Consider the following 17,879-nt stretch of genomic DNA (forward strand, 5'->3'; position numbering starts at 1 on the left):
GTTAGATAAATGATAACATTCAAGGAGAGCACATAAAAGGGGAACATGTTGATGAAACGTTGGTTGCGTAAAATATCAGTAGCACTAATCGCTGTCATCACATTAGGGTTATATATCCCGGAATTAAATGTCGATGTTGAAGCAGAGCAAAGTAAGGAAACGGCGGATTCTGACCCGGATTTACACGATGAACCGAACCATGAAAATCGTGAAACGCCAATTCTGACAGCCAAGATGCCTGACGTGCAAGCAGATGTTTCGGAGCCTGATCCAATCCAGGACTTGCGTGACAAAGCACAAGAACAGGCCTTGATGAAGATGGGACCGCGAATAACAGCTAAAGTGGAAGATGAGTTCCAGACCGTTATCTTGCCAAAAATGGAAGAAGCACTCCATCTGATTATGGACGAAACAAAAGCGACTGATTTTCACTATTATAGTGTCACCGAGCAGCCATCCGAGGGGTTTGGTGAACGGATTTTCAATATTTATGACGAACGGACCGGAAAGGATATTGCCAGATTCGATGTCAGGCGTGAAAACCGTCCCATGGAAGGCTATTGGTTTAACTTTCACTATCATGTGAAAAGTGATGACTTTGAGAATCACCATGAAATCGGCGACATTTACTGGGATAAAAATAGTCCGCCAAAGTGGATGGCGTGATAAGCGAAGCCTGGTCTTGCACCGGGTTTTTGTTTACTTATGCCGATTGCTGACCACTTACGACGTATACGAACCCCCACTGAATGAAGTTTCACTTTTCCCCGCATGTAACGGACACTAATCCCCCAAAATACGGGGGATAACTGTCCATAAATGTCCGATTCTGTTCGGGCCTGCAGGATGCAGGTCACAAAGGCGTTGCCACAAGACGTGGCGCTTTTAGCCTTTGTTCTTTAATATCAGTGGGGAAAAGAGCACTCCACTGAATGAAGTTTCACTTTATCCCGCATGTAACGGACACTAATCCCCCAAAATACGGGGGATAACTGTCCATAAATGTCCGATTCTGTTCAACTAACATTCAGTGGAAAAGAGCACTCCACTGAATGAAGTTTCACTTTATGGTAAAATAAGGTTTAGCTTATTCGCGGGCCGGACCGCTATAACCGGCAGACAATTAAAACAGGAGTTTACCATATGTCCGAAGAGAATATTACGAGAATCCATCTGGATGATAAGGCGTACATACTGATCGGGACTGCACACGTTTCCAAAAACAGTGCTGAACAGGTCAAGGACGTCATTGAGGCGGAACAGCCAGATGCCGTCTGCATTGAGCTGGATAAGCAGCGGTACAAGTCGGTCACCGAAGGCAATAAATGGAAGGATATGGACATCTTCCAGGTCATTAAGGCGAAAAAAGCAACCCTTTTGTTGATGAATCTGGCCATTTCCTCATTCCAGAAGCGCATGGCCAAACAATTCGGCATTAATGCCGGCCAGGAAATGATTCAAGGGATTGAGTCCGCGAACGATACCGGTGCCGAACTCGTGCTGGCCGACCGCGATATTCAAATCACCTTTTCCCGTATTTGGGCGAATCTTGGTTTCAAGGGCAAAGCGATGCTCTTAATGCAGGTGATCGGCAGTATTTTCAGTCGGGAAACGATTTCCGAAGAAGAACTGGAAAAGCTCAAATCAAAGGATATGCTGGACAGTATGCTGGAGGAATTTACCGAGCATTTCCCGCGGTTAAAAAAGCCGTTGATTGATGAGCGGGACCAGTACCTTGCTGAAAAAATTAGAAAAGCGCCGGGTGAGAAGGTGGTCGCTGTCCTTGGCGCTGCACACGTGCCCGGGATCAGCCGTGAAATCAGTCAGGAACACGACTTACAGCAGCTCCGAAAACGGCCGCCGAAGTCCAAAGCGCCTAAAGTGATTGCCTGGGCGATCCCGATTTTAATCATTTCCATTATTGCCTATACATTTTTCGCTAACCCGTCAGCCGGATGGCAGCAGACCGTTAGCTGGATCTTATGGAATGGCAGCTTGTCGGCAATTGGGACAGCTATTGCTTTGGGACACCCACTGACCATTTTGACTGCTTTTCTCGCGGCACCGTTATCATCATTGAATCCACTGATTGCGGCTGGCTGGTTTGCCGGTATTGTGCAGGCGATTATCCGGAAACCGCATGTCAGCGACTTTGAACAATTAACCGAAGACGTTTACAGTGTGAAAGGCTTTTGGCACAATAAAGTAACGCGGATCCTCCTGATTGTCGTTTTGGCGAATATCGGCAGTTCAATCGGAACGTTTATCGGCGGGGCTGATGTCATCCGTCTGTTTTTGGAAAATCTTTAATCTGGCAGATGGGGGTTGGTACCATATGAAACGGCTTGCCGAACAGCCATACGTGAAAATGGAACGTGAAATCGGGCTGACAGGACAGCATTATGTTGAGGAGAACCGCCGCCTCTACTTGTATGCCGACCGTATTGTCAGCAGGCATCACGTATTTCCCATCGAAAAAGTGTGGGACATGTCCTATCGTCCTGTCAGCGATGACGGCGGCCTTTTGTATTTGCACACGAGCGAAGGTGTCCACGTTTACACCTTGAAGGAATCGCCGGAACACTTTATTGAGGTATTCAGGCAGGCAATAAAAAAACAGCGATAAGGAAAAGGCTCCTGTTATGAAGGGAGCTTTTTGCTATCTATAGGCGCGCTCGTACTGATAAATCTCCCCCACCGCAAATAGCTTAAGGGGGAGCCTACCGATAAGCTTGCTCCCCCTTCCTTAACTTATTCGCTGCGTTGCTCTTTCAATTTCAAGCCGATAAATTTCGTCTCGGTCATATCGTCAACGGCATATTTGACGCCTTCTCTGCCGACGCCGCTTTGTTTGACCCCGCCATACGGGTGGTTGTCCTGCCGGTAAGTGGAAATTTCATTAATCCAGACACCACCCATTTCCAGCGCATCTGCCACCCGGAATGCTCGGTCAACATCTTTGGTGAAGACGCCCGCCTGCAGCCCGTAAATCGAATCATTCGAGTAGTGGATAACATCGTCTTCCGTGTCGAACGGAATGACTGATACAATCGGGGCGAACACTTCTTCGGCAATGATTTTCATATGGCTTTCCACGTTGGTCATGATCGTCGGTTGCAGTACGGTGCCGTCGCGTTCACCGCCTGCCGCCACCTTTGCCCCATTTTCAACCGCATCATCAATCCATTGTTTGGCTCGCTTGGCCTCCTCTTCCGAAATCATCGGCCCAATATCGGTTTCCTCAGATGCCGGGTCACCGATGGACAGCTCTTCTGTCGCTTTGATATAGGCTTTCAGGAAGTCATCATAAATGCCCTTTTGCACATAAATGCGCTGGGCGGAAATACAAACCTGGCCGGAAAAGGAAAAGGCACCTTTAACAAGCAGTTTGACGGCTTCATCGAGGTTGGCATCATCAAAAATGATGTTGGGCGAGTTGGAGCCCAGTTCAAGGGTCACCTTTTTGAAACCGGCTGATTCCTTGATAGACCGTCCGACCGGTAAGCTTCCGGTGAACGATATTTTGTGTACGTGATCATGGGTCACCAGTTTTTCGCCGATTTCCCCGGTCCCCATCAGCAGGTTCAGCGCGCCGTCAGGCAACCCGGCTTCATGAAACAGTTTGGCCAGTTTATGTGCAGAAACGGGCGTTTTTTCCGCCGGTTTGAAAACGACGGTATTTCCCGCGGCGATGGCTGGCGCAATTTTGTGCAGCGACAGATTGAGCGGGAAATTAAACGGTGTGATGGCTGCCACGACGCCGAGCGGGATATGTTTAACCAACCCGAGGCGCCCATCGCCGTCGATGGCTGCATCCATCGGGACCACTTCACCACTGATATGTTTCGCTTCCTCGGAGGCAAAGCGGAGCACTTGGATGGCGCGCTTTACCTCACCAAGGCTGAAAAAGATGGGTTTGCCCGCTTCCTTTACAATCGTTTGGGCAAAGTCCTCCACCCGCTCCTCCATCAGATCTGCTGTTTGGCGCAAGATATCTGAACGTTCATGCGCCGGCATATCCTGCATTGTGTCATGGAACGTCTCAAAGGCAGTGGTGACAGCACGCTCAAATACGTCATCGGATGCCAATGCAATATCTTCTACCTTCTCCCCATTGTACGGGTTTGTCACTTCCATCGTGTCGTTACTTGTATTGATTTGTTTGCCATTAATGATGGAACCTATCATAAGCTATCTTCCTTTCTCTAAAATAAGAAGGCATTCACTAGCAATAGGTGGCTCGCCGGGCGTTCACACCTCTTGAGCTAGCAAATGATGTCGCCGAGTTTTTCGGTCAATTTCATGTTTTCACTGTAGTCAACCGGACAGTCGATGAATACCTGCTTGTCCAGGTTGATCGCTTTTTCTAGGGCTGGCTTCAGCTCGTCCGCTGCTGTGATCGACATCGCTTCAAAACCATAGGATGCTGCCAGCTGGCGGTAGTCCGGGTTGCCGAATTTGATGTAGGATGATCGGTCAAACTTCTTTAGCTGGTGCCATTCAATCAGACCATAGCCGTCATCACGCCACATCAGGACAATAATCGGTAAGTCGAGACGTTTCGCTGTTTCGAGTTCAGCACCCGTCATTTGAAACGAACCATCCCCGCAAACGGCCACAACATTACGTTCTGGATGTGCCATTTTCGCCCCAATCGCGCTCGGGACAGCAACCCCCATGGAGGCAAGGCCGTTGGAAATAAGGCACGTGTTTGGCTCATAAGCGTGATACATGCGGGCCATCCACATTTTATGGGCACCAACATCTGATATGGCGATGTCGTCTTCATTTAAAACTCCGCGCAAATCGGAAATGATTTTTTGTGGTTTGACCGGAAAGTTTGTGTCGTCGGCAAAGGTCTGCAATTCATTCAGGGCCTTGTTCCGGACATCGGTGATCCATTGGTTATCTTGTTCCTTGGCGCTCATATGTTTGCCGAGCTGTTCCAGGTTCGCTGGGATGTCGCCTAAAATATTAAGGGCAACCGGATAATTGGCATCTGTTTCAGCCTCTTCTGTGTCAATATGAATAATTGGCGTGTCGCTCCTGTTCCAGTTTTTCGGCGGGTACTCGGCTATATCAAACCCAATCGTCAAAATCAGATCGGCATCGTTAAAGCCGCACGTGATGTAATCATTGCCGCCAATGCCAGCTGTCAGAAGGCTCAAATCATCCTGCCAGGAAATCGCACCTTTTCCCATAAACGAATGGACAACCGGAATGTGCACTTTTTGCACAAACGCCCGCAATTCTTCTTTAGCTTGTTGCCGGCTGATGCCGTTACCAGCAAGGATGAGCGGGTGTTTCGTTTTTTCGATCATTCGCACCGCTTGCTCGATGACGGCTTCACTGGCTCTGGTGTGGGGCCGCTCATTGAATTGAAGTGGTGTTGTCTCGTCGATGTCCAGACTGGCAACATCTTCCGGAAGATCAATATGGGTGGCGCCCCACTTTTCCTGGCCAGCGACTTGAAACGCTTTACGTACCACTTCTGGCGTGATTTTGGCCGATTTAATCTGCGCATTCCACTTCGTCACAGGCTCATACATGTTGATCAGGTCATAGTACTGATGGGAAATTTTATGCTGCCGGTCGAGCCCAGCCTGGCCGGTGATGGCGACAAGCGGTGCATGGTCCATATTGGCGTTGGCCACACCGGTCATCAGGTTCGTCGCACCGGGGCCGAGTGTGGCCAGGCAGACACCGGGTTTACCGGTCAGCCGGCCATATGTCGCCGCCATAAAGGCTGCGCTAGTTTCGTGCCGGGTCACAATAAAATCAATCTCAGAATCATAAAACGCGTCCATCAGATCGACATTTTCTTCTCCCGGAACGCCGAAAACGTATTCGACGCCCTCCTGTTCAAGGCATTTGACGAGTAATTCAGCTACATTCATTCGGATTCATCCTTTGTCAGATTTCTTGCCATAGTTTTTGCCAAAGACCGGGAATTATGAATATAAAAATTGAAAGGCTTATTTTGTCATTTAAAAATAAGATTTGTTAATAACTATGGCGATTTAAAAAATAGTCAAACTGAAACCTGACCGGCATCATCATGTGTCCGTTTGCATAGGCTGTAATAATCAGGCACTGGATGGAGGAAAGCGAATGAATATTCTCAACAAAGTGAAGCATCATCGTGAAGAAGAACAGCGCCTTAAGTGGGAAGGGACATTTGCCGAATATTTGGAAATTGTGAAAGAGAGACCGGAAGTGGCACAGACCGCCCATTCACGTGTTTATAATATGATTAAAAACTCGGGGTTGACCGAACGCGATGGACGAAAGATGTATAACTTCTTTGGCGACGAGATTTTTGGGCTGGAAGAAACGATTGAAAAGCTGGTGGAGGAATATTTTCATCCGGCAGCCAAACGGCTTGATGTCAGGAAGCGAATTTTACTGTTGATGGGCCCGGTCAGTGGCGGAAAGTCAACGATTGTGAATATGCTGAAACGCGGACTTGAGCAATATTCACGGACAGACGAAGGTGCTGTGTATGCGATTAAAGGCTGTCCGATGCATGAAGATGCGCACATATGATAAGTAACCCTCAAAAAACAAACTACCGAAATTGATAGTCAGTGATTTCTATAACCGGCGGAACTGGGTTTTTTCCAGGCTTAGTCGGTTCAACGACTCTAATCGTTATATGTTCAAACAGTGAATGAATGGCTTGCTTTTTCGTCTCATTGTTAAAGTTATGCCATTCTTTTTTTATTTGCTGTAATACCTCTTTCACTTCAATATCAGATGCAACTTCATTTTCAACCTCTAATAATTTTGCCATTTCCATTTCCTCTAACTTTATTTTTTTCATTTTTTTTCGGTACCGGTCTTTCTTTATGTCACCATCAATGTATAGTTCTTCCAGTCGCTCTTTTTTCTCATCAATTTTTTCAAGTTGTAATTTGATTTGATCAGGACTTATCTCTGATTCAATGTTTGAATGAACATTAGGATCTACATCTTCTAATTCAAGTATTGAAAGAAATGCTTTCTCTATTGATGATTCGGCAATGGTTTGTACATCACATGTACCGAATTTAAAACGTCCCTGGCATTTATAAAAACGGTAATACCCACCGGATTTTCTTTTCTTTTTCCCACCAGTAAAGCTTTTTCCACATTTTCCGCATTTTGCTACACCACTAAAAGGATAATGTGTTTGAGAACGAAAAGCCATTTGGGACCGTCGGCTTATCAATTTTTGAGTTTCATCCCATGTTTCTTTCGTGATAATTGGTTCAAATCCTTCTTGCTCGATTGGCACAATAATCTCTTCACCAGTTTTCTTTCTATAACCATCGGAATAGGATTCATAATTCCAGCGAACATAACCAGAGTAGATTGGGTTTTTAAGCGTATATCGAATTGAGAAATCACTCCATATTTCACCTTTTTTAGTCTTAACTCCACGTGTATTAAGCTTTTTGGCAATATTTTGGGAGCCATGGGTTTGGTATTGTGAGAAAATAAACTGAACCCATTTAGCTTCTTCAGGATTTTTGATCAAATTACCATTTATGACGTCGTATCCATATGGAGCCGGTGCGCCGTTACGTTTCCCCTGTTCAGACCGTTTTAGCATATTTTCATACACACGTTCTGCTATCGTTTCACGTTCCCATTGAGCTAACGTAGCAATAATCGTGATAAACATTCTTCCGGTAGCAGAAGTTGTGTCAAAAGCTTCTGTAGAGGATTTAAACTTCACGTCATACCTGTCCATCATTTGTAATAACTCATGCAAGTCAACAACAGAACGAACAAAACGATCTAAACGATACACTAAGATAACGTCAAACTTCTGTTGCTTCATGTCATGTATTAGACGTTGGAGTGCAGGCCTATCCATGTTTTTTGCCGAATATCCTTCATCAGAGTAATCGTCAACAACTGTCCAACCCTGGGACTCTGCAAACGCAGATAATCGTGCTTTTTGGGCTTCTAAGGAGAAGCCTTCTTCACGCTGCATATCAGTAGAAACACGTCTATAAATTGCGCATCGCATAAATCCTTTTCCTTTCTTATTTATTGGATAAATTTTTTAAATGTACTACTTTTCCTGGAACTCCACAAATTTTACCTATTTCTTGAATAGAAAGATTAGTCTCTTTAAATTTATTAATTTTTTCATCATCCATTAAGAGCTCCACTGCAAAGGTGTTAGCCTCAACTTCATTTTTATCTATTGAAAACAGTGTTTTATTTCTTAGGAAGGGTGTGTTTGATCTTGGATGTAAAACAGCATGTCCTAACTCATGAGAGCAAACAAAACGTTGCATTTCGTCGCTCAAATTATAGTTGATAAAAATGTACTTATTTCTTCTATCATATTTGTAAAATCCATTTATCTCTTTGTGTAAATCCCACGGAATAACATGGATATTCATCAATGAACAAATTTCAAATGGGTTGTTTGATTTATACTTTTTTTCTACCTGATGTACAATGTTTTTGATCCATGTCAAACTAATCTCCCCGCATCCCTAATCGTTGCCTTTTTTATCTCTATACTTTTTAGGAATGTATTTTTTGTTAATACGTTGCGTTTGTCGTACAGCATACTCCATAGCATCTAATAGTGATTCAACCGCCTCCTCGCTCATTGGTTCACCATCAAAACTTAATCCATCTTCACTTGATAAATCTTCTCTAATTTGTTTCATTCTTTTTGCAATGTCTTTCTCGTCTTTAGCTTCTTCAAAAGACATATTTTTTTTTACTTCATTGGACACAAAACTGTCGTCTAGCCTAGAATTTTTGTCCTTTAATTCTTTCTGATCAGTTACATTATCATTCAAAGCATATTGATTGTAGTCTACGTCTATATGACCAGCTGCAATCATCAATGTTTTATAGCTTATATTGTTTTGTGCAACATCTGATAATTTTTTTATAGTAGAAGGCGTTGGCGGATTTGCAACTTTACCTCTAATTAATCTGGATATATGAGCAGAATCAACACCGGAACGCTGAGCGTAATTATTTATAGATCTATTTCCTTTTGCCTTATTTAATAATTCACCAAATAATCCTTTGTTAAATTCACCCATGGATTAATATCCTCCTAAAACATCTTATCTTTAATATTAAGATTATTATTGTATATAATCAATGAAATCATAAAATCCATTGAAAAAATCCCATAAAAAGTGTTGATTTTTTTCAATGAAACATTTATACTATGGAATATATTCAACATTGAATTAAGTCAATATATGTAGATCAAGTGTTGAAAAAAATCAACAAAGGGGGGACGAATTTGTATTTAAATAAGCAAAGAACAAAGCAATTAATGAATAAAAAGTCAGACGGGAATTATAACAAATTCGCCCGAAAGCTAAATGTTGATCCTGGACAGCTACATAGGATTTTAAATTCAGAAAGTAATGCAGGACCAAAATTTCTTTCAAAGTTAGCCGCCTATTGTCTTTCGGAAAATATTGATTTCAATGATTATATTTTTTTTGAAGTACCAGAAAATCCCAAAAAAGTTTAGTTTTTTTAATTCATTGGCTTTATTTTATATAGGAACGTGAAGATTGCGGTTAAATGCGCATATATATTAATCAAAAGAAAAATAAGGGGGATGAATCATGTCAAAAGAATCACCCTTAAGAATCAAGTTGAATAAGGAGCAAACCTTGAAACTTTACTCAATTTGCTTGCCTGATGCAAGGCGAATTGCAAATGAGAGAAAGCGTAAACAGGTTTCCAAAAAATAAACAAAACAACATGGTGCTCCAAATATGAGGGTAATACCTCTACTTTTTTTCAACATATCTGCAAAAAATGCGGTCATAAATTGTTTGAATACCTAGTTCGATGCTGAATTAAGACAATAATCAACGATCACATCAAAAATTCTTTATTAAGATTATTCCTCCTTCATGTGACTAGTATTCGACAGAAAGACAGTAAATTCCTATTAGAAAATAATTGAACTTTAAAAAAGGTGATTGCATGTCAAAATCGCTTCAACTTCGAGCCAATTATAAGGCGCATATCCACGAGCTGGAAACAATATTGCCGAATGGTACAGACAGTTTAAGTGGAGACGTTGAGGATAAAGACATCATAAATTATCTACATAAACGACGTGTTCAATATAGATTAACGAATTTAAGAACAGCTTACAACTTCTTAGGCATTAGACGTGGTGAAAAAATACCGCGTGAATGGCTGGAAGGACTAACTGAAAAAGAACAGCAAATATTCTTGGAATACTTTGAAAATAGAAGAGGCTACACCGAAATTGCTTCTCTGATGGAATTGGAACAAAAGGAAATTAAAAAAATTGTTAGATCATCGCTTCAACAAGTGATGAAACAAGCTGGGAGGGAATAAGATGTCAATTTATGCAGTCCGTTGTTTTACCGGGGAAGAAATTGAAGTGAAGGAAATGCTTAAATATACGCTGGAAAGGCAACAATGCCATTTTGTAAAGGCTATTCATGCCTTCGAAACATTTACACAAGTGTTTAGAGGGAAGAGTACAGCAAGAAAAGAAATGAAAAGTGCAGTGCCTGGCTATATATTTGTAGAAACTAACGACAATTTCCCTCTCATGCGTAAAGAGCTTTGGCACTTAATTAAAAGCATTCCGAAAGTCTGTCAGATTTTCAGGAATGAGATACCGGAAGAAGAAATGGATTATTTCTTTGAAACGTGCGATGTTGAACCGGATATTGAAGTTCGTTTGAACCATGATACGCAAACAGAAGAACAAAAGATTGCAGCCGAACAGGAAGCTCTCCATCAAGCAAATGTGAAAGGCGAGCAAGTTGAAACAGATGTAACGGAAACTACAGTGGATCAAGTTCACGATCTTCAGGAACAAGTGAAAGACGAAAGTGCATTGAAACGCATGATTGGGCGTTGTAAAGCGTATATCCAACGTAAAAAAGAAACATTCGTATTCCCGTTTTCCCTGTTTCATAAAACACGTGACCGGATTGACCCAAACAAACAAATGACAATCCGAGAGTTAACAGATGGAGATTTCATCATTCCGGAATTAGTGAAAACATTGAAAATGGAAGTATCGTTACAATGACAGAAGAAACTTACACTGGAACGGTAAGTAAGATAATCTATCGGAATGATGATTTTCTGATTGCAAGATTCTCGGGAGACAGTCAGGAAACAACCATTAAGGGTTCAATTTTAGGGGTTAAACAAGGGGAAAAATTAACGGTCTACGGAAATTGGGAACACCATGCGAAATACGGAAAACAATTTGCGGTAACACGTTGGGAACGTCCATTACCGAAAACAGACGAGCAGGCTATCGCTTTTCTTGCTTCACCTTTAATCAAGGGTTGCGGTGAGAAAAGGGCAAAACAAATCGTGAATCATTTGGGAACAAACGCATTAGAACGTATTGCAGATGAAGGTGTAAGCTGTCTGACAGCTATCAAAGGGATTGGCGAGAAAAAAGCACAAAAGATTGCAGATAGCGTTATATCAACATTTGAGGTACAAAAAATTATTGGTAAACTTCTGCAATATGGAATCTCTGCCAAAATGGCGATGAAACTTTATAAAGAGTATGGTTCCAATGCCGTGGCAGTCATTGAGGAAAACCCGTATAAACTGACAGAATTAAATCTTGTCGGTTTTCATAAGGCCGATGAAATTGCTAAAAACATGGGCATTACACCTTTATCCGGATTCCGTATAAACGCTTGTGTGCAGTTTGTATTGAAAGAGAAATGTTTTCAGGCGGGACATTGTTATCTACCGGAAGATGAACTGATTGAAGAAACATTACGATGCTTGAACCATAACACCGATGAGAAAGTGACAAACAATGAAGTCATACAAAGCATCAGCAACTTGGAAGAAAAACGTATTGTAAACGACAATGGTTTTGTCTATCCGAAGTTTTTACATGAACATGAAATGAATCTATCGTGGAAGCTCGCAAAAATGCAAGGTTCCACCCGCGGGAAAGGTGTATCTTCTGTCGTAAAGCACATCAAAAACTACCAAAAACAGCATAATGTTGTCCTTGCAGAAAAGCAGCGTGAGGCCATTAGAAAGCTGTTTGAGGAAAACCTGCTTATTTTGACCGGTAACCCCGGAACGGGTAAAACGACTGTCGTTCAGGCTATGATTGATATTTACAAAAAGGTGTATAAAAAGGATGACATTGCCCTTTGTGCGCCAACCGGTAGAGCAAGCAGGAAACTGGCAGAAGTAACAGGACATGCAGCATCTACCATTCATCGTTTAATTGGCTTACAGCCGGGAGAAGCTCCGCAATATAGTGAGGATAATCCCTTGTCAGAACAATTAATTATCATTGATGAAATGTCAATGGTTGATGTTCGATTAGCTTCTAAACTCATGGCAGCCATTCAAAAAGATGCAATAGTGCTATTTGTTGGGGATGCCGACCAACTACCGAGTGTAAACCCAGGTAATGTGTTAAAAGACATGATTGAAGGCGGTATTCCGAATGTGAAACTAACTGAGATTTTCCGGCAGGCACAGGAAAGCCAAATTGTGACCAATGCCCACCGGATCAATCAAGGTCAGTCGCTTTTGATTGATGATAGTAAAAACGATTTCTATTTTATTCAAAAGGAAGACCCGAAAAAGATTGCTCATATGCTTGTAAAAAGTGCTGTGCGCTTTGTAGAGCTCGGGTATGCCCTAGAGGACATATTAGTCCTCAGTCCGATAAAAAAAGGGCCGATAGGCACGATAACGCTAAATGAAGCTTTACAGGAAACACTGAATCCTGCTAGTTCTTCCAAAAAGGAATGGAAGAAAGGAAACACCATCTTCCGGCAGGGTGATAAAGTCATCCAAACGAAAAACAACTACGATAAAGACGTGTTTAATGGGGATATTGGCACGATTAAGGACATCACCCAAATTAAAAGCGATGATGAAATCATAGACGTCATGATATGTGACTTCATGGGTGAGGAAGTGGAATACACCAAAGATCAGCTCAATGAATTACAGTTGGCTTATTGTATCACTATACACAAGTCCCAGGGCGGACAGGCTCCTGTAGTGATTATTCCAGTGTCCACCAGTCATTACATCATGTTGGCAAGAAACCTAATCTACACCGGCATGACAAGGGCTGAGGAACGGATGGTATTTATCGGTACGAAAAAGGCCATGCATATTGCTGCTGGCAACAATAAAGTAACACAACGCAATACCAAACTTGCTAAAAGAATTTTATCCAATATTGATAGTAAATTTGCTGTAAAGTCTGCAAGGTAATAACTTTGCAGGCTAACATTTGTTTAAACGAGGATGTCATAAATGGAAGATAAAACAACTAAAGAATTATTAAGACTGATTAGAAATTTGCAGACTAAATTATCGATGACCTCTTTATTTGGTGTTGATGATGAGGAAATTGATGAGCTTTATGAAAGAATTTCCCAAGCAGAAAGAATTATTTTGTCAAGAGTTAGTAACTCATAATGTAGAAGATGGTGAAGAAATGACCAAAATCTATTTAAAAAGAAAATACGAATGCTTCTTTCAACACAAAGAAGATGGAGAAGTAGTATTTGCTCTCTATGAAGATATAGATGGAAACGTCCATTATAAGCAAATTGACTATGATACAGAAAAATATTCAATGAAGTCTCAACTGTTTTTGATGAATTTATCAAACTCCATAATGCGTTTTAGTTTTAAATGTGAATTGAGGGATATAATGCCAAAAGAACCGGTAAATCTTGCCGAAGTTAACGAACAGGAGAAGAATGCTAACGAAATGGGGTACGGACTTTACAAAATTAAAGATACTAACAAAGCCCCATTTGGACAACAAAATATTGAGAACATAGATGCCTTAAATCAACATAATTATTTATCATTCACAGAATTAGGCTTTCTTTCTGCAATCTCTCCTTTAATAGAAATGGGAAGTAATGCCATTATTGATCCTGGAACAGGAAAATTACTATCTATAACTGGTATAGCAAAGTACCTGAAAAAGAGTAGAGCAAGCATTAGTAATACGATGAATAAGTTAATTACGAAAGGAATTATATTTGAAATTACAGACGCAAATGACTTACTGAAATTTAACCGTTCTGTCTCGGAACGTCCTTTGCTATTGAACCCAGAATTTTCTTATCGTGGCGATAGAAACGATATTGATTTAACCTTAACAAAATTTCTTGTTTCCTCTGACAAAATTGAAGAACAGAAAATATATTTACCATGGAAGGTATGGTTCAGTCAAAATCATAATGGTGGAAGGTTATATAGAAGACAAACCTATCTAAAATTGCGGAAAGAAACAAAAGGAGAGTAAAACATGGCTAAACTACATGTGATGAAAGATAATTTAAAACGTTTGATGGAGGAAGAATATCTGTCGAATGATGAATACCAGTTTATGAGTAGTTTATTTTTTTTGATTCACGATCATTCTAACGCTATCGCCAAAAATATTATCGACTTTATGACACTCAGTGAAATTGCGGAATCCCTTAAACAGGACAAAAAAGAAACTGGTCGAATGATAGAGTGCTTAGACAAAAAAGGAATCCTTTTTGAGTTTTTGCATGGGCCACAGATAAAAGAATTTGATCCTGAAATATCCAAAAGACCACTCTTTTTCAATCCGGAAATTGTATATAAGGGGGACATTCATGAAATTGATGCTACACTATCTGCATTAACATCACATTTTGATAAACTTGACCAACGTATCAAGCTACCTTATAAGATTTGGTACCCTGCGAATGCAGAGTACGGGATGGTTATTCCAAGAGAATGGATTATGGATGCCAATAAAGCTGAAATTTATCAATAATTTTTTAAAAACTTAAGTAATGTAGGGGGTAGTATAAGAAGGGGGTGTAAACAAAAGTTTACACATGTGTAAAGAAAAATTGACACCCTAAATTAACCATAAACCTTGTCATGACGGGATTCACGGCGCTAAAAGGAGTGAAGCCCTTTCTCACTCTATTATAATATAGATTCCGATACCAAAAAGTACCGTCTAAGAATTGAGGGTGTAAAGAAAAATATACACCCCCCTAAAACGAAATACTTCTTAAGAACCACTTATCCATTTTGGGGGTGGTTTTTATTATGTGAAGAAAGTCAAAAAACAATCAGTATGCAGCTTGCAGGAAAACAGTTTGTGTATTGAGGGACTGAAGACTTCGGGGACAACGGTTGGTGCGCTTCATAGATGGTCATTATCTCCATGGGCGTTACTGTGTTCCATTGAAACCAACATTACTCGCCCGTCAGCACATACCTGAGGATCTAAACAAAATAAAGTGGATTTCGAACCATTGTCCAGCAGAGATTGTCCCAGTCCCTTAATGTTCTTCTGTCATACTCTAATTTTTTATAAGGGTGACTATTTATTTTGATAAAGGGGGAAGTAAAATGACCGATACTGAACGTAAAACAATAGCGGAATGGATTAAGGCAAGCACTCGGTATAGTCAGGAGTATCTCGACAAAATGTCTGATGAGGAGCTCGAAAGCATGTATGAGGAAAAGGTACTGAGAGGAGGGTTGTTATGACGCTGGACAACTTCTTGAATTTCATAAAAAGATAAAGAAAAAGGCTAAGAGGTAGTTTGTGAGTTCATACTACTCCAGCCTTTCTTTTGCTTATGGAAAGTGTCAAAACTATGGTTGGACCCCCTATTCCGGGTCGTCCAGTATGCTAAACCAAAAAGCATCATCCTGCGGATATGGTTCCGGATTACCGGCAGACTCAATCATGAGCAGCCACTTGCCCGTGTCAAAGTCGTTCATTGCTCGATGGATTAAAGCCAAGTCTTCCTGCGGATTATGAAAAACAAGTTCATCCAGTCCTTCGACTTGAACGCCATATTCCGCCCAAATAGTTTCTAGGGATTGATAAACCTGATTATGCGGAATATGAACATGGGTATCCGTTGATAATATCTCGGTGGTGTCAGGACGTGAAACGATATGTGCAGGACCATCCATTAGTTGTTGACACATTTCCAGCATGGTGTCGGTGATTTCCAATTTGTCACCACAAAATAGGCAGGTATAACCGGACTCTGCCAAAGATATGAGATCATGTTTTTGGAAGCTTGTGGTGGTCGGGAATGAAGCAAAACCATTAATTGCACGTGCTTCTCTATGATTTCGTTCACATTCCCGGCAGCCGATAATAATTCGAGATTCACGTTTTGTCATAAAATCATCTCCTTTAGGTTTCATTCTATCGGAAATGAAACGCAATGGAAAGTCTATTTACTAAAAAGAAGGAGGTAAGAAATGATAGCTTTCTAAACACTTAAAGAAAAGAAACGATTCATTAATTGGGAAAATGCATGGATGGCGGAAGGAAATCAATTCCGCATGAAAATATTCGTTGGGAGATGCAGCTGATCAGAGAAGGCGGAAGAACCGGATAGGATTTTTTGGAAGCAATCGAAAAAATTGAAAATAAAGGTTGATATTCCAAAAATTTCCTGGTAAACTACTAAATATAGTTGAAAAAGTCATCAGAAACCAGTCTGTGCAAAAATAATAAATCTCCTGGAAGGCCTGTTATGACGGGCTTTTTTTATATTGTTTTTTTAGGAAGGAGGGGAAAAGACATTGTCTGAAACAAAATCGAAAAAATCAACATGATAATGAACCATCTTTAGAAAAAATGTTACAAACCTATGTCCAGATTGATGAAAGTGAACAGGAAGCTCGGTGGCTGAAAGGTCAGGTGTTGAATATCATTTTAGCCAACAAATCTGTATCAAAAAAATGGTTGGCTTCACAGTTAAACGTTAGTCCTGCACAAATAAGAGTATTAATGCAGGTCTATCGGGCGTTTCCGGAAAAACAATCACGTATGCCGGAAATGAACTGGTATCATCACCGTGTTGCGGCAAATTCGCTTGATCCGGATTATTATATTCGAGAGGCGGCGGCTAAAGGTCTTTCAACGAGGGAAATGCAAGACTTGATTTCTGACAACGAGAAAAAAAGTACTGTTCAACGAAAAACGGTCCGGGCAACTAAGAAAAAGAAGTTAAGGAAACTGGAAAGTGCCATAGCAGAAGGAATACAAGGACAATTGCGGGTACTTTCAGGGAAAGGGTTGATATAAAGTGAAACGTTGTAGCAGTTGTGGCAGCAATTTATTGGAATTGCATGTAGCCCGTGACCAAATGTATCAACAATGCAGGCGTTGCGGGGCGGAATTTTCTCTTCGAAAAAATAAACAAGATGAAAGGAGGAAATCTTCATCGAGTGGACAACCCACAGCTTAAGTGGCATGGTTGCTGGTTTTGCAGTAACTGGAGGGGATTGGAAAGGAGCAGTTGCCGGGGGAATAGCCGGAATGGTTCCGGATATTGATGAACCACGTTCTCATATTGGACGACCGTTTTTCTTTTTAGCTATTCCAATTAATAAAATATTTGGTCACCGTACCCTAACCCATTCGTTATTATTTACGGTGGTGTTAGGGTTCATTTTATGGCCATTTTTATCATCAAGTATCGTACTTGGAACAGTTGCCGGCATGCTGGCGCACATTTCAGGGGATATGGTAACGGGAAAAGTGAAATTCCTGTATCCATTACAGGTATCCATCGGGATTCCGGTTTCCAGATTCAATTATTTGCTGATTGATCGTATAACACGTTTGGGATTAGGGGTGATTGTTTTATGGGGAATCGGTAGCTGGATATTCAGCTATTTCAATTTTAAATTATAAATGGGGTGAATAAGTTGCTATATGCCGTTATAGCGGGAGGTTTTATGAGTTCCCCGTTACTTTTTATTAGAGGGCTTTCTATACCAATGCGAGCCTTTTGCTTCACACTGACATTTTTCATGTTGTTTATAATTTTTTGGCAAATTCAAAAAACGACGCA

The 17,879-nt window shown here is 41.2% G+C and carries 20 protein-coding genes and 1 pseudogene; 15 read left to right on the forward strand and 6 right to left on the reverse strand.

The window, feature by feature from the left end; all coding sequences use genetic code 11:
• Positions 1-51 precede the first annotated feature (51 nt).
• From ACFQ4A_RS13430 to ACFQ4A_RS13440, 3 genes are all read left to right on the forward strand, one after another.
• Complete coding sequence (locus tag ACFQ4A_RS13430; protein WP_382401469.1) at positions 52-666, forward strand: YpjP family protein; 615 nt, start codon at positions 52-54, stop codon at positions 664-666.
• A 477-nt stretch (positions 667-1,143) separates the two neighbouring features.
• Positions 1,144-2,310: a TraB/GumN family protein gene (locus ACFQ4A_RS13435; RefSeq protein ID WP_382401471.1), complete on the forward strand. Its 1,167-nt coding sequence runs from the start codon at positions 1,144-1,146 to the stop codon at positions 2,308-2,310.
• 25 nt (positions 2,311-2,335) lie between these two features.
• Positions 2,336-2,626, forward strand: coding sequence for a hypothetical protein (locus tag ACFQ4A_RS13440; protein ID WP_382401473.1), 291 nt, complete (start codon positions 2,336-2,338; stop codon positions 2,624-2,626).
• A 125-nt stretch (positions 2,627-2,751) separates the two neighbouring features.
• Here ACFQ4A_RS13440 and ACFQ4A_RS13445 read toward each other — a convergent pair whose 3' ends face one another.
• Together ACFQ4A_RS13445 and ACFQ4A_RS13450 are read right to left on the reverse strand one after the other, a co-directional pair.
• Positions 2,752-4,188: an aldehyde dehydrogenase family protein gene (locus ACFQ4A_RS13445; RefSeq protein ID WP_382401475.1), complete on the reverse strand. Its 1,437-nt coding sequence runs from the start codon at positions 4,186-4,188 to the stop codon at positions 2,752-2,754.
• A gap of 77 nt (positions 4,189-4,265) precedes the next feature.
• A complete protein-coding gene (locus ACFQ4A_RS13450) occupies positions 4,266-5,897 on the reverse strand; it encodes an acetolactate synthase large subunit (protein ID WP_382401477.1) in 1,632 nt (543 codons plus the stop codon).
• Positions 5,898-6,111: 214 nt separating this feature from the next.
• On the opposite strand from ACFQ4A_RS13450, the pseudogene ACFQ4A_RS13455 reads away from it, so the two are divergent.
• Positions 6,112-6,534 (forward strand): annotated as a pseudogene (locus ACFQ4A_RS13455) (protein prkA); the annotation flags it as partial.
• Between the two features lie 34 nt (positions 6,535-6,568).
• On the opposite strand, the gene ACFQ4A_RS13460 reads toward ACFQ4A_RS13455, so the two are convergent.
• The 3 genes from ACFQ4A_RS13460 to ACFQ4A_RS13470 are packed head-to-tail and all read right to left on the reverse strand — an operon-like array spanning position 6,569 to position 9,062.
• Entirely contained in the window at positions 6,569-8,017 is a 1,449-nt protein-coding gene (locus ACFQ4A_RS13460; RefSeq protein ID WP_382401479.1) for a recombinase family protein, read from the reverse strand.
• Between the two features lie 16 nt (positions 8,018-8,033).
• Complete coding sequence (locus ACFQ4A_RS13465; RefSeq protein WP_382401481.1) at positions 8,034-8,477, reverse strand: ImmA/IrrE family metallo-endopeptidase; 444 nt, start codon at positions 8,475-8,477, stop codon at positions 8,034-8,036.
• Between the two features lie 18 nt (positions 8,478-8,495).
• Positions 8,496-9,062 carry a hypothetical protein gene (locus tag ACFQ4A_RS13470; RefSeq protein WP_382401483.1) on the reverse strand — a complete coding sequence of 189 codons (567 nt, stop codon included), beginning with the start codon at positions 9,060-9,062 and terminating at the stop codon, positions 8,496-8,498.
• A 209-nt stretch (positions 9,063-9,271) separates the two neighbouring features.
• Between ACFQ4A_RS13470 and ACFQ4A_RS13475 the strand changes: the two genes are divergently transcribed.
• The 9 genes from ACFQ4A_RS13475 (at position 9,272) to ACFQ4A_RS13515 (ending at position 15,543) form a co-directional block, all read left to right on the forward strand.
• Complete coding sequence (locus ACFQ4A_RS13475) at positions 9,272-9,508, forward strand: helix-turn-helix domain-containing protein (RefSeq protein ID WP_382401485.1); 237 nt, start codon at positions 9,272-9,274, stop codon at positions 9,506-9,508.
• Positions 9,509-9,605: 97 nt separating this feature from the next.
• On the forward strand, positions 9,606-9,734 hold the full coding sequence (locus ACFQ4A_RS13480; RefSeq protein ID WP_382401487.1) for a hypothetical protein: 129 nt from the start codon (positions 9,606-9,608) through the stop codon (positions 9,732-9,734).
• Between the two features lie 238 nt (positions 9,735-9,972).
• A complete protein-coding gene (locus ACFQ4A_RS13485) occupies positions 9,973-10,356 on the forward strand; it encodes a hypothetical protein (protein ID WP_382401489.1) in 384 nt (127 codons plus the stop codon).
• A gap of 1 nt (position 10,357) precedes the next feature.
• Complete coding sequence (locus tag ACFQ4A_RS13490; RefSeq protein ID WP_382401491.1) at positions 10,358-11,065, forward strand: transcription termination/antitermination NusG family protein; 708 nt, start codon at positions 10,358-10,360, stop codon at positions 11,063-11,065.
• The gene (recD2, locus tag ACFQ4A_RS13495; RefSeq protein WP_382401493.1) at positions 11,062-13,257 is read left to right on the forward strand and encodes an SF1B family DNA helicase RecD2; all 2,196 of its coding nucleotides are present in this window, start codon (positions 11,062-11,064) and stop codon (positions 13,255-13,257) included. The genes ACFQ4A_RS13490 and recD2 overlap by 4 nt, the downstream gene beginning before the upstream one ends.
• Positions 13,258-13,299: 42 nt before the next feature.
• Positions 13,300-13,464 carry a hypothetical protein gene (locus ACFQ4A_RS13500; protein ID WP_382401495.1) on the forward strand — a complete coding sequence of 55 codons (165 nt, stop codon included), beginning with the start codon at positions 13,300-13,302 and terminating at the stop codon, positions 13,462-13,464.
• Positions 13,400-14,308 carry a hypothetical protein gene (locus ACFQ4A_RS13505; RefSeq protein ID WP_382401497.1) on the forward strand — a complete coding sequence of 303 codons (909 nt, stop codon included), beginning with the start codon at positions 13,400-13,402 and terminating at the stop codon, positions 14,306-14,308. The genes ACFQ4A_RS13500 and ACFQ4A_RS13505 overlap by 65 nt, the downstream gene beginning before the upstream one ends.
• A gap of 3 nt (positions 14,309-14,311) precedes the next feature.
• A complete protein-coding gene (locus tag ACFQ4A_RS13510; RefSeq protein WP_382401499.1) occupies positions 14,312-14,812 on the forward strand; it encodes a hypothetical protein in 501 nt (166 codons plus the stop codon).
• Positions 14,813-15,402: 590 nt separating this feature from the next.
• Positions 15,403-15,543, forward strand: coding sequence for a BH0509 family protein (locus ACFQ4A_RS13515; protein WP_382401501.1), 141 nt, complete (start codon positions 15,403-15,405; stop codon positions 15,541-15,543).
• Between the two features lie 123 nt (positions 15,544-15,666).
• Here ACFQ4A_RS13515 and ACFQ4A_RS13520 read toward each other — a convergent pair whose 3' ends face one another.
• Positions 15,667-16,194, reverse strand: coding sequence for a hypothetical protein (locus tag ACFQ4A_RS13520; protein ID WP_382401503.1), 528 nt, complete (start codon positions 16,192-16,194; stop codon positions 15,667-15,669).
• Positions 16,195-16,723: 529 nt separating this feature from the next.
• On the opposite strand from ACFQ4A_RS13520, the gene ACFQ4A_RS13525 reads away from it, so the two are divergent.
• Both ACFQ4A_RS13525 and ACFQ4A_RS13530 read left to right on the forward strand, forming a co-directional pair.
• A complete protein-coding gene (locus ACFQ4A_RS13525; protein ID WP_382401505.1) occupies positions 16,724-17,107 on the forward strand; it encodes a hypothetical protein in 384 nt (127 codons plus the stop codon).
• A 138-nt stretch (positions 17,108-17,245) separates the two neighbouring features.
• Complete coding sequence (locus ACFQ4A_RS13530; RefSeq protein ID WP_382401905.1) at positions 17,246-17,719, forward strand: metal-dependent hydrolase; 474 nt, start codon at positions 17,246-17,248, stop codon at positions 17,717-17,719.
• Positions 17,720-17,879 lie beyond the last annotated feature (160 nt).

Origin of the sequence: Lentibacillus salinarum, from assembly GCF_042679865.1 — a bacterium.
Lineage (GTDB): Bacteria > Bacillota > Bacilli > Bacillales > Amphibacillaceae > Lentibacillus > Lentibacillus salinarum.

Coding starts and splice junctions, on each gene's coding strand:
- ACFQ4A_RS13440 (WP_382401473.1), top strand. CDS start 2,336: ATGAAACGGCTTGCCGAACAGCCATACGTGAAAATGGAACGTGAAATC.
- ACFQ4A_RS13510 (WP_382401499.1), top strand. CDS start 14,312: ATGGCTAAACTACATGTGATGAAAGATAATTTAAAACGTTTGATGGAG.
- ACFQ4A_RS13450 (WP_382401477.1), bottom strand. CDS start 5,897: ATGAATGTAGCTGAATTACTCGTCAAATGCCTTGAACAGGAGGGCGTC.
- ACFQ4A_RS13430 (WP_382401469.1), top strand. CDS start 52: ATGAAACGTTGGTTGCGTAAAATATCAGTAGCACTAATCGCTGTCATC.
- ACFQ4A_RS13515 (WP_382401501.1), top strand. CDS start 15,403: ATGACCGATACTGAACGTAAAACAATAGCGGAATGGATTAAGGCAAGC.
- ACFQ4A_RS13460 (WP_382401479.1), bottom strand. CDS start 8,017: ATGCGATGCGCAATTTATAGACGTGTTTCTACTGATATGCAGCGTGAA.
- ACFQ4A_RS13470 (WP_382401483.1), bottom strand. CDS start 9,062: ATGGGTGAATTTAACAAAGGATTATTTGGTGAATTATTAAATAAGGCA.
- ACFQ4A_RS13445 (WP_382401475.1), bottom strand. CDS start 4,188: ATGATAGGTTCCATCATTAATGGCAAACAAATCAATACAAGTAACGAC.
- ACFQ4A_RS13500 (WP_382401495.1), top strand. CDS start 13,300: ATGGAAGATAAAACAACTAAAGAATTATTAAGACTGATTAGAAATTTG.
- ACFQ4A_RS13505 (WP_382401497.1), top strand. CDS start 13,400: ATGAGCTTTATGAAAGAATTTCCCAAGCAGAAAGAATTATTTTGTCAA.
- ACFQ4A_RS13520 (WP_382401503.1), bottom strand. CDS start 16,194: ATGACAAAACGTGAATCTCGAATTATTATCGGCTGCCGGGAATGTGAA.
- ACFQ4A_RS13480 (WP_382401487.1), top strand. CDS start 9,606: ATGTCAAAAGAATCACCCTTAAGAATCAAGTTGAATAAGGAGCAAACC.
- recD2 (WP_382401493.1), top strand. CDS start 11,062: ATGACAGAAGAAACTTACACTGGAACGGTAAGTAAGATAATCTATCGG.
- ACFQ4A_RS13435 (WP_382401471.1), top strand. CDS start 1,144: ATGTCCGAAGAGAATATTACGAGAATCCATCTGGATGATAAGGCGTAC.
- ACFQ4A_RS13490 (WP_382401491.1), top strand. CDS start 10,358: ATGTCAATTTATGCAGTCCGTTGTTTTACCGGGGAAGAAATTGAAGTG.
- ACFQ4A_RS13485 (WP_382401489.1), top strand. CDS start 9,973: ATGTCAAAATCGCTTCAACTTCGAGCCAATTATAAGGCGCATATCCAC.